The 11001-nt window shown below is 40.3% G+C and carries 8 protein-coding genes; all 8 read left to right on the forward strand.

Annotation, left to right across the window (positions count from 1 at the left end):
- The first annotated feature begins 232 nt into the window (after window positions 1–232).
- The gene (locus H5154_RS15280; protein ID WP_182718826.1) at window positions 233–847 is read left to right on the forward strand and encodes a hypothetical protein; all 615 of its coding nucleotides are present in this window, start codon (window positions 233–235) and stop codon (window positions 845–847) included.
- A gap of 432 nt (window positions 848–1279) precedes the next feature.
- On the forward strand, window positions 1280–2884 hold the full coding sequence (locus H5154_RS15285; RefSeq protein WP_259398521.1) for an ABC-F family ATP-binding cassette domain-containing protein: 1605 nt from the start codon (window positions 1280–1282) through the stop codon (window positions 2882–2884).
- A gap of 5 nt (window positions 2885–2889) precedes the next feature.
- Complete coding sequence (locus H5154_RS15290) at window positions 2890–4041, forward strand: MFS transporter (RefSeq protein WP_182718827.1); 1152 nt, start codon at window positions 2890–2892, stop codon at window positions 4039–4041.
- Window positions 4042–4378: 337 nt separating this feature from the next.
- Window positions 4379–5686: a DEAD/DEAH box helicase gene (locus tag H5154_RS15295; protein WP_182718828.1), complete on the forward strand. Its 1308-nt coding sequence runs from the start codon at window positions 4379–4381 to the stop codon at window positions 5684–5686.
- Window positions 5687–5838: 152 nt separating this feature from the next.
- On the forward strand, window positions 5839–6375 hold the full coding sequence (locus H5154_RS15300) for an RNA polymerase sigma factor (RefSeq protein ID WP_182718829.1): 537 nt from the start codon (window positions 5839–5841) through the stop codon (window positions 6373–6375).
- A 144-nt stretch (window positions 6376–6519) separates the two neighbouring features.
- The gene (locus tag H5154_RS15305) at window positions 6520–7515 is read left to right on the forward strand and encodes a FecR family protein (RefSeq protein WP_182718830.1); all 996 of its coding nucleotides are present in this window, start codon (window positions 6520–6522) and stop codon (window positions 7513–7515) included.
- Window positions 7516–7799: 284 nt separating this feature from the next.
- Window positions 7800–10190, forward strand: coding sequence for a TonB-dependent receptor (locus H5154_RS15310; protein WP_182718831.1), 2391 nt, complete (start codon window positions 7800–7802; stop codon window positions 10188–10190).
- 144 nt (window positions 10191–10334) lie between these two features.
- Window positions 10335–11001, forward strand: a 667-nt coding sequence (locus tag H5154_RS15315; protein WP_182718832.1) for a PepSY domain-containing protein, incomplete at its 3' end; no start/stop codon positions are given.

The following is an 11001-nucleotide window of genomic DNA, read 5'->3' on the forward strand; positions in this document are numbered from 1 at the left end:
CTAGTGGGTCGAATATTTTCATCAAAGCCATTTTTAAAACCACTAACCCCTACAGAGTAGCTAATAAACGTGCCAGAAATACAGGCTTTTTTCGTCATGGCTACAATGTATATATGGCGATATCTGTCTAGCAAAATGATTTAGGTGAAGTACCCAAAATAAGTCCTAAACTAATAAGTAAGTCAGCCGATACAGAAATACTTGAATGCAGAACAACTAAAAAGGAACTTTTATGACTATTAACTTTAATATCCATCAAGCGGTAAGTCTTACTACTATAAATCAGCCCAAAACGCAGATAGCCCCTCAGCAGCAAGTGACAGATACTGATGCTAAAATAGAGGCTGAGGCTGAGGCAGAGCCAGAAGCGATTGCTGCATTTACTGGCGAAGCACAAAAAAGCTCACCCTATAGTGCGCTGCTTAATCCTGAAGGCTTTGATTTTAGTAATATGTCGATCAATGAATTTAAAGGGATAGTCGATGCGGTGAGAAAACTTGAGTCGGATACACAAAGAGCAAGCGGTAACACAGAAAGCCTCAGAGGAACATTTTGGGGGGATGTTATGGATGTAAAGGGCTCTCTTGAAGGGATCAACTTCCAGAACAGAGGTTTTTCTTCAAGTGATAAAATCGATATAACAGCATTTTTTGAACTTGGTGTTAAGGAAGCACAACAAATGCGAAAAGAGCACCCTCGCTCTTTTAGTAAAGTTGTTGGATATGCGCGGTCTTCTTTGTCAACGGTAGAAAAATTAACCTCAGAATCTTTTATTAAAGAATATCAAGCAAAGGCCGTTGAGTTCTTAAAAAGCCAAGATACCCCATTGATAAAAACGCAGGCCTAGCATTGGTGTGAGCTTGTATGTCTTATTTTAAAGTAAATTAGCAAAAATGAACCGGGATCAACCAAAGCCGGCAGTTGTAAAAGAGGCATACTTTGGATACGTCGCAGCTCAACTATTGACCGAAAAAAGATATTTAGCTAGAATCCGCACTATTCAATTTTATAGTTATCTGTAATGTTTTACATCTTATTCAAGAACTTTGTCAGGAGGCTTTGCTCCGCGCACTATCACGATGAAGTGTTGCTCGGAGCTTGATGTTTTCTGAATCTTCATCAGGTATAACGTGATCCCTCTAAAATAAGGGAGGGGTAGTTGTATCTGATCATTACAGAAAAAGGCCGACGATGAACTTCATCGTCGGCCTTTTTTGTTTTTGATGGTTAGAAAAAATCATAAACAAAGTTTCGATGATTCTTGAAACGAGGGGCCGGTATGTCATATACCGCCCCTCGTTTTTTTGGTGTAAAAACAATGAGTTTATTAAATTTAAAAAGTGTTACTTACCACATTGGTGATAAAGCTTTATATCAAAATGCTGAGTTTACTCTTTTAGCTGGTGAGCATGTTGGTGTAACCGGTGCAAATGGTGTAGGTAAAAGCACCCTACTTAAACTGCTTCAAGCAGAGTTATTACCTGATGAGGGCGATATTATTTGGCAACCTGCAATTAAAATTGGCTATCTTGATCAGCATGCTCAAATGAATGATTTGCTCTCGGTATATGATTATTTGCGAACAGCATTTTCTGAGCTGTATTTACTCGAAGCGCAAATGTTAGATATTTATGCTTGCTCAAAAAAAAGTACTCAGCAAAGCCAGCTTAATCGAGCTGCAATGATCCAGACAAAGTTAGAAAGTCAGTCATTTTATGTGATCGATAATAAAATTAATGCTATGGCTGAAGGGCTCGGGATCACGGCATTTGGAATGCAGACTCAACTTGCTAAATTAAGTGGTGGACAGCGTCATAAGGTGATGTTGGCGAGGATATTATTACTTTTACCTGATGTGCTTTTGTTGGATGAGCCTACTAACTATTTAGATGTTATACATATTAAGTGGCTAACAGAGTACTTAAATGAGTTTGAAGGTGCGTTTATGGTGGTTTCACACGATCAAGCCTTCTTGAATAGTATCGCAACTAATATATGCGATATAGATAGACAAACTATCCGAAAATACAAAGGTAATGTGGCAAAGTCTATGGCTCAGAAAGCCAATGATGATGCGGCTTATATTAAGCAATACCAAGCTCAAAAAAAGCATATCGATAAGTTGGAGCTGTTCATTGCAAAAAATGGAGCTGGAGTGAATGCCAGCATTGCTAATGGGCGCAAAAAACAACTAACACGTATCGAACGGCTGGTGCCTCCTAAGCAAAATAAGCCAATAACGTTTATGTTTAGAAGCTCAACCTCTAATGCGCAAGAGATGCTTAAAACATTGGATCTGGTAATTGGTTACTCTAGGCCATTATTGCCAGCGATTTCTCTTACTATTATGCGTGGCGAAAAAGTGGTGATTACAGGTTTTAATGGTATTGGTAAATCAACGTTATTAAAAACCTTAGTCGGAGAATTAGCACCATTATCGGGAGTGATTGCATTATCACCTGTTTTGCAGTTGGGTTATTTTGAGCAAGAGTTGTATTGGTCTTATCCTGAAGCGACACCGGTAAATTTGCTCAAATCGGTGTGCGATGGGTTGGATGATAAGACCGCAAGAGAGCAGCTTGCGCGTTTTGGTGTGGCGGGGAAATTAGCAATACAGCCCATTGAATCGCTAAGTGGTGGTGAGCAAACTAAAGTAAAGCTATGTTGTTTAGCATTAAAACCGACTAATTTATTAGTGCTTGATGAACCGACAACACATTTAGATATGGAAGTAAAAGCTGCACTTAAACAAGCCTTGATGGAATACACTGGAACAGTGATTATCGTTTCACACGAGCAGAGCTTTGTTGCTGATTGGCCAGACCGAATAGTGGACATTCAATCTATTATTAATACCCAATATGCAGAAGTAGTGAAAGGTTAAATGCTATGTTATTAAAAATATTATTATTCTTTATTGCTTTTTTAGTGGGCGCGGATGAACTGATGCTAGGGCCAATCTTGATTCCAATCGGTAACGATTTAGGAGTTGAGCCAGAGCGGGTCACTTTATTTATTACAGCTTACAGTGTGGCTTTGGCAATGGTTGCACCTGTATTGGGAGCATTATCTGATCGCCATGGTCGTTTGTGGGTGCTATTACCTGCGGCATTGCTATTTGGTGCTGCGTCGATTGCGACCGGATTAGTAGATACATTTGAATGGGGATTAACGACCCGAGTACTTACAGGGCTTGCCAGTGCAGGTATGCTACCTATTGCCTTTGCAATTGCCGCTGATTCTTCAGGTGCAGATGCTGTAAAACGGATTGCTTGGGTTCAAGCTGGCCTTACTCTGGGTATGATAGCGAGCCCTGCAGTGGGAGCTATTTTAGCTGAATGGCTTTCTTGGCGCGCTGCATTTATCGTTCTTGGAGTTTGTGCTTGGTGTGTAGCTGCTTTACTTGGAATACTAGCTGCTAACAAATTACCAGTTGAAAAGGTGAGTCCACAAAACATAAGTAAAGAGCAACCTGTTAAAATATGGGCGATTCCAGGTGCGGCAGGCGCCTTGCTTGCTATGTGCTTTGGTCTCGGTGGCGGTATTGGTTTGTTTAATCTTATTGGCCAGCACTTACGTGACAGCTTAAATGTATCAATGTGGTTAGTGGGGAGCTTATATGCCATTTTGGGGGTAATAAGTGTGATTGGCAATATGTTGATGCCCCGTTTGATGCAGCGTTTTGGCAATGGACGTCAAATAATGAGAGTTGCTTTGATTGTATGTTTGCTTGTTAGTGTCGGGTTTTATTCTTATCCCACAGAGCATTGGGCTATTCTGCTTTTGTTGTTAGCGTTTTGGTCGATGGCAGGTGGGATCGGATCGCCGGCCTTACAAAGCTATATCGCTGAATTATCGGTAACTCATCGTGGCGTATTAATGTCTATGGGAATCACCATGATGCATATTGGTGTCGCTATTTGGTCTGGAATCGCAGGGTTTGCTTACAGTTTTGGAGCAATAGGAATGGTAATTCTTGCTACCTTATTATTCGGAATGGCCATTGTCGTGTTGCGCCCTATTAGCAAAGCCCAAAAGTAAGCATGATATTCGCTGGAGTTAACATAAATAAAGATCAATAAACTTAATCCAGCTCCGCTCTAAAGGGGCTGGAATTTCAAATTACTGGCTTACAGATTTTATTTTGCAACAAAGCTTGGGAACATAGCCAAATACTTTGTTTAAAAAGATTATTCTAAACATAATAATAAAAGCGCGGGATAAATCCGAGTTTACAAAAATCACAAACCTGCTCGTAATTTGTAGCTCGAAGCGCTCAGCTGTTACCTAAACTACATTTAAATCACTAATCTCTACTTAACGGGCAATAAATACGCTAAAATTGCAGGCTATTTTTAGTAATGAGCCCGCACCTTTTATGACCTCAGCCGCAAATCCTAGTAATTTCAACGAACTTGGCCTTATCCCAGAGCTAATTGCTCGATTGTCTGATCTTGAATACACCCAGCCTACGCCGATTCAGGCAAAAGCAATTCCAAGTATTTTGGCGGGCAGTGACTTAATTGCAGGGGCGAATACCGGCTCTGGTAAAACAGCGACCTTTGCTTTGCCTATGCTACAAACCCTATTTTTAGAGCAAGGCGCTAAAAAAGCAGCGAGTAAAGGTAACTTTGTAACGGGGCTTATTTTAGTGCCTACACGCGAGCTGGCAGTGCAGGTGGCTGATAGCGTTAAATCATACGCTGCAAACTTTAATGGCGCGATTAAAACCGTGGCGGTATTTGGTGGTGTGTCGGTTAATACCCAAATGCAGGCACTTCGTGGTGGCGCCGATATTATTGTGGCAACCCCAGGTCGCTTGCTCGATTTAATCTCAAGCAATGCGATTAAGCTCGATAAAGTAAGTACATTGGTGCTTGATGAAGCCGATCGCATGTTAAGCCTTGGCTTTACCGAAGAATTGGCTAATTTATTAGCGCTTATGCCTGCTAAAAAGCAAACCATGTTGTTTTCTGCGACTTTCCCAGAGCAAGTAACGCTTTTAACGCAAGAGCTGTTAAATAATCCGGTTGAAATACAAGTTCAAAGTAAAGACGAAAGCACCTTAGTACAGCGCGTATTTACGGTTAATAAAGGCGAGAAAACTACGGTTTTAGCGCATTTAATTAAACAGCAGCAATGGCGCCAAGCACTGATTTTTGTAAACGCTAAAAAAGATTGTGAGCACTTAGCCAGTAAGCTCGAAAAACGTGGCGTTAATGCGCAAGTATTCCATGGCGATAAAGGCCAAAGTGAACGTACTCGGGTAATCGAAAAGTTTAAAAATGGCGAAATAGAAGTACTAATAGCCACGGATATTGCGGCCCGTGGTTTAGATATTGCCAAACTGCCAGTAGTGATTAACTTTAACTTACCGCGTAGCCCTGCTGATTACATGCACCGCATTGGCCGAAGTGGCCGTGCTGGTGAAGTAGGTTTAGCGTTATCACTGATTGATTATGAAGACTTTCATCACTTTAAAATTATCGAAAAGAAAAACAAACTACGCCTAGAGCGTGAAGAAGTAACAGGCTTTGCCGTAAACCAAGCCAACCTTGATGCCGCCGAGGCGCTTAAAAATGACAAGCCAATGGCCAAGCCTGAAGGTACTGGTAAGAAAAAGAACAGAAATAAAGCCGATGATATAGATGATGTATGGAGCGGCTGGCGAGGCAAAGGTAAGTAATGCCAAAATAGTTAAATACATAAGCATAAGTGGGTAAGCTACTGTTGCTTATGTATGGCCTTTAATTGCTGGAGTTCTTTACATCTGCTAATGCAAAAAGTTATTATTAGCGTTTATTGACGAAACATTGCATTTAAGGTGAGTAGTAGACCTTGGCTTCATTTCCTTTTCAAACCTTAGCACAAGCCGTTGAGACTTATTATGGTGAGCTTGTAAAACACATTCGCTTGCGTGCGGGTTCTGTTGACGTTGCAGAGGAAGTCGTTCAGGAAACATGGCTACGTGCTGTTAATACGCATATTGAGTTACCCAGTAACCCAAAAGCTTACTTATATCGCATGGCTAGTAATCTGCTGGTAGATCAATTTCGTCAACAACAAACAGCCCAGCAGTGGCAAGCGCAAATAGTGTCGCCTCAAGAGCAAAGGCAATGTGAGCAAGTGGCTTGCCCTTCCCCTACACATACTGATGTATTAATTTCTAAACAACAACTGGCTGTATTAGAGCAGGCCATAGCCGAATTACCAGACAAATGCCGAGAAGTATTTATACTTTATCGCAGGCAAGGACTAACAATGCGAGAAATATCGCAGATATTGGGTATCAGTATTAAAACGGTTGAAAAGCACATTGCAAAAGCTATGGTTCATTGTCGTCAATGCTTGCGAGAGGCGGGGCGACAGGTTTGAGTTTTTTTATTTATTCACCCATTTTAACGATTTTTAACTACGCATTTATCAAGTTGGTCAACCAAGTAAAAGTTATTTTTATAATAAACTTTCTGATTGGTATTTGCTTTTTGTTAAGTTGTATTTTTGTAAGGCTTAATCAGTATGGTTGAGATGGCAAGTAAGTATACAGCTGAGATACCGGAGGCTATCTTAGAGCAAGCTTCAGTATGGCATGCCCGCATGCACGACAGTGATCTTCAAGAATCACAAGGCTGTCAGTTAAAAGCACAGTTCAATACTTGGCTACTTGCAGACCCTTTACATCGGGTAGCATACGATGATATGAGTTCGTTATGGGATGTACTGACGCACTCGGAACTATCTGAAAACGATTTAATATTAGAGCCAACCGTTCAAAAAACCTTCATTAAGCGTGTATCACGGCCATTTTATGCAGCCGTTGCAAGTGTTGCGCTTTTTGTTGCTATAGCAGGTGTTGGTTGGCAACAAAACTGGCCGCTGCGCTTACAAAGTGACTATTACAGTAACGTTGGTGAGCAAAAAGTTGTGCAACTGGATGATAATAGCGAAATTATCCTTAATACTAATAGCGCAATTAAAGTTAATTATACCAAACAGTTACGGGAAGTGGTATTGCTTCAAGGCGAGGCTAGATTTAATGTTGCTAAAAATAGTGAACGCCCTTTTGTGGTAAATACAACACAAGGGACGGTCACTGTTACTGGCACTCAATTTAATGTTAGTTTGTATAGCGACTCAGCCACTGTCAGTCTGTTTGAAGGAAGCGTTGCACTGACGTCGAATCAAGCTAGAAAACTTAGGAAAAACTTATCTGCAAATCAACAAGCTAAGCTTTTTTCAACGGGCATTGGCGCCGTTAGTGAATTTGATGCAGCAGTGGTTAATGCTTGGCAGCGTGGGCAGCTTGTTTTTTACAGCGCTGCGCTTAGTGAGGTTGTTGCTAAACTGAATCGTTATCGTAAAGGGAAAATAATTATTACTGATGATTCAGTTAATAATTTGCAGATTAGTGGTGTGTTTTCTATTAATGACCCCGATGCTGCGTTGGAAATGATCACTGAAACCTTAGCGTTAAAACAAACTCGCCTAACTGATTATTTAGTCATGTTGCACTAAAGAACCTGAACTTCGAATAATAAATTTATCTCCGGCTTGAGAGTAAAACGAATATTAATACAATAAATTAATGTGTGAGTGAATAACTTGACTAAAGATCAGGTTAAATAAGCGTTAGTTTTTCTCCTCTTTCTTACCTTTCAAATAGCGCACACCCTAGTTAAATTCTTTCTGGCTGTAATAGCTGCATAATTTTTTTTAACCGCACTGGGGGAAAGTGTGAGTGAGATACGTCTTAATTGTAGGTGTAAATTATTCGTATTACTTTTACTAAAGGGCGCTTAATGGATTTTCGTGTTAATAAACGTATTGGGTTGTTTTCAATACTAACCTTGGCGTTCATAGCCAGTCATTCACTGCAGGCTAATACTGCAGTTAAACCGCAAGTTGAAAATACTGCTCACCAGCACGCAGCACGCTATCAATTTGATCTTGAAGCTAAAGTATTGTCAAAGGCTATTACTGATTTTTCTGCTATTACTAACGTTCAGGTTTTATACACGGGGATACCGACAGCACAGTATATGTCTGCTGAAGTTAAAGGTGATTTGACCCCAGCTCAAGCGCTTAATGTTTTATTGTCTGGCACTAATATACGTTACCGGTTTGTCACTACAAATGCGGTAACGTTAGAGAAAGTAAAGGCCAAAACTAACAGTCAGCCGTTGTCTTTAGGGCCAATAACGGTAACGACTGCTGCAGGATATTCTCAAGAAATCAAAAATTCACCGGCAAGTATTAGCGTGCTTTCAAATGATACTCTGGAAAAGCGCCCGTTTAGTTCTTTACAAGATATTACTAATGAAGTGCCAGGTGTTAACGTTGTTGGCTCAGGTGCTAATAGTGGTATATCAATTAGGGGCATGCCTAAAGGGTACACATTGGTATTGGTTGACGGAAAACGCGTTCGCTCAGAAACAGCTAACCCAAGAGAATTAAATAATGAAGATCTAGATAGCAGTTTCATACCACCGGTATCAGTTATTGACCGTGTTGAGGTTGTTCGCGGGCCAATGAGCTCGCTATATGGTAGTGATGCTATGGGTGGGGTAATTAATATTATTACCAAAAAAACGCCTGAAAAATGGGGCGGCAGCGTAGGGTATGGCTTTCAAGCGCCTGATAGTGGTGTGATGTCGAATAAACGCCAAGCGGATTTTTACTTATCTGGGCCGATTATTAAAAACACTATGGGTGTTTCTTTATGGGGTAGTGAAATACTGCAAGATGAGGATAAATATTTAGGCGGTTACCAAGAATCTCAAAAGCGTACTTTAGGCGGTAAGTTAAACCTTATAGCCAATCAAGATACCGATTTAACATTTGATTTTTCAACCTCAAAGCAGCGTTATACCAGCAATCCTGGTGGCGTGTTAAAACAAACAAGTCGGTCCGCTGTTGATCGAGAGTGGACACGAGACTCTTGGGGTATAACCTACAATAAGCGTTTTGAGCTGGGTGATTTAGAAGTCAAATATTACCAAGAAAGTTATGAAAGATATCGTTATCCAAAAACTTACGAATTTACCACAAGTTCGGAAAATAAAGTTGCCGATGCGCGCTTTTTAACCGGTTTTGGTCGTCACCTTATAACTACGGGTTTGCAGTGGACTAACGATGAACAAGCCAATAGTGATTTGGGCGGAGGTCATTCAGGTAGTTTTGGCACAAGAAAGGTCACTGATTGGGCTATTTTTACTGAAGATGAGTGGGAGCTTATTAGCCAAAAGTTATATTTAACGTTAGGCGCTCGATTAACTGACAATGAATTTTTTGGCAAACATACTTCCCCACGTGCTTATTTTGTTTTTAATTATAGTGAAAACTTAACTTTTAAAGGCGGTATTGCAACGGGCTATAAAAGTCCAAAAATCACTCAAATTGATGAAACTACGGGCTCATCACGCGGCGGCGGTAATGATCAATTTGTGATCATGGGTAATCCAAACTTAAAACCAGAAAAAAGCACCAACTATGAGGTTAGTGCTATGTATAACAACAATAAAAACCTGAGTTTTGGCACAACTTTTTTCTACAACGATTTCACCAATAAAATACTCAGCACGCAATCTTACTACTTTAGTGATGGCAATGACGGCGTTATTGCAGCGTATTGCGACTCTGGGAGTGTCGGTTCGCAGGAATGTCCAGCTTGGGCTACGTGGCTTAATGCTGATGGAGCAACAATTCAAGGTATTGAGTTAGAGGGAAATTGGGATATAGCTGAAAAGTTGGCGCTGAAAATTAACTATACCTATACCGATTCTTCCATAGATGCCAGTAATGTTGTTATTAATACACCTGCAGGCGCGCGCCCTTTTGGCGATACTCTGGCGCAATTAGATGGTAATTCGTTAGTTGGTGTTCCTGATCACACCGGTTCCGTTGTCCTTAATTATTATCCAACCGATAAGTTATCTAGTTACATAAGAGCGAATTATGAAGGGCAAATTACCCGAGTTGATTTTGATCGTAACTCGGTTGATAAAAGTGAAAAAGATTTAGCGACTTTAGATATTGGATTGAGTTATGACGTTAATAAGTGGCTTAGTCTAAATTTCACAATTGATAATTTTACAGATGCAAAGCGTTTTAAAGTACGTGAAGACACTGGCGCTTTTAGGTTTTCAGAGCGTGGACGTAGTTACTTCATGAACATGAAAGTGTTGTTTTGATTACGGCTTATAGCGAATTGGAAAAATGATTATGGCTGTAAGCTTTTTAAACACTCCATCTTTTTTATTGAATATGCCATGTGACGTTACTTGCACATTAACAACGACATGGTTTAGAGACTGGTTGATTAATTGGTCTTGCGCATGAGTAGAAAAGCAGTAAACGCAAAGCTTAACATACGAGTAAGAATGGGTCCTGTTCATACATGGGTGGGGCTGATTTTAAGTGGGCTTATTTTTGCAATATTTTGGACTGGCACTTTGTCTGTATTTGACAAAGAAATAGACCGCTGGATGATGCCAGATACTCGCATTAACTTAATGAAAGTGACATCTTCGTTATCGGTAGATAAAGATATTATTCAGCCATTGAGTGAGCAGCAAAATGGAGCTGCTTACTGGACAATTGTGTTACCGCGTGAGCGTATACCATATGTAATCAAAGCGGCTTCATATAAAAAGCCTCGTCGCCATGTTCGGGAGTATTTTCATCCAGTTACGCTTGCACCATTAACAAAAGCGAATAGACCTAATGCTAGTAGTTTTATTTACCCTTTTCATCATAACTTGACGCTGCGTAAAGATGATTTAGGTGCATGGCTGGTAGGGGTTGCAAGTATTGCAATGCTCTGTCTGTTAGTTTCAGGCATTGTTATTCATCGGCGAATATTTACCGATTTTTTTTCTTTACGTTTATTTCGTAAGTTCAGCAGAGCTAATTTAGATCTGCACAATTTAACTGGTGTTGTGTTACTACCATTTACTCTTGTTATAACTTTGTCAGGGTTGATTATTGTACAACAAGTCTATT

It is taken from the genome of Pseudoalteromonas sp. SR44-5 (assembly GCF_014163675.1).
GTDB lineage: Bacteria > Pseudomonadota > Gammaproteobacteria > Enterobacterales > Alteromonadaceae > Pseudoalteromonas > Pseudoalteromonas rhizosphaerae.

Bases quoted from the DNA above. Each gene is read 5' to 3' on its own strand.
- H5154_RS15280 (WP_182718826.1), top strand. From the start codon at position 233: ATGACTATTAACTTTAATATCCATCAAGCGGTAAGTCTTACTACTATA.
- H5154_RS15290 (WP_182718827.1), top strand. From the start codon at position 2,890: ATGTTATTAAAAATATTATTATTCTTTATTGCTTTTTTAGTGGGCGCG.
- H5154_RS15310 (WP_182718831.1), top strand. From the start codon at position 7,800: ATGGATTTTCGTGTTAATAAACGTATTGGGTTGTTTTCAATACTAACC.
- H5154_RS15305 (WP_182718830.1), top strand. From the start codon at position 6,520: ATGGTTGAGATGGCAAGTAAGTATACAGCTGAGATACCGGAGGCTATC.
- H5154_RS15295 (WP_182718828.1), top strand. From the start codon at position 4,379: ATGACCTCAGCCGCAAATCCTAGTAATTTCAACGAACTTGGCCTTATC.
- H5154_RS15285 (WP_259398521.1), top strand. From the start codon at position 1,280: ATGTCATATACCGCCCCTCGTTTTTTTGGTGTAAAAACAATGAGTTTA.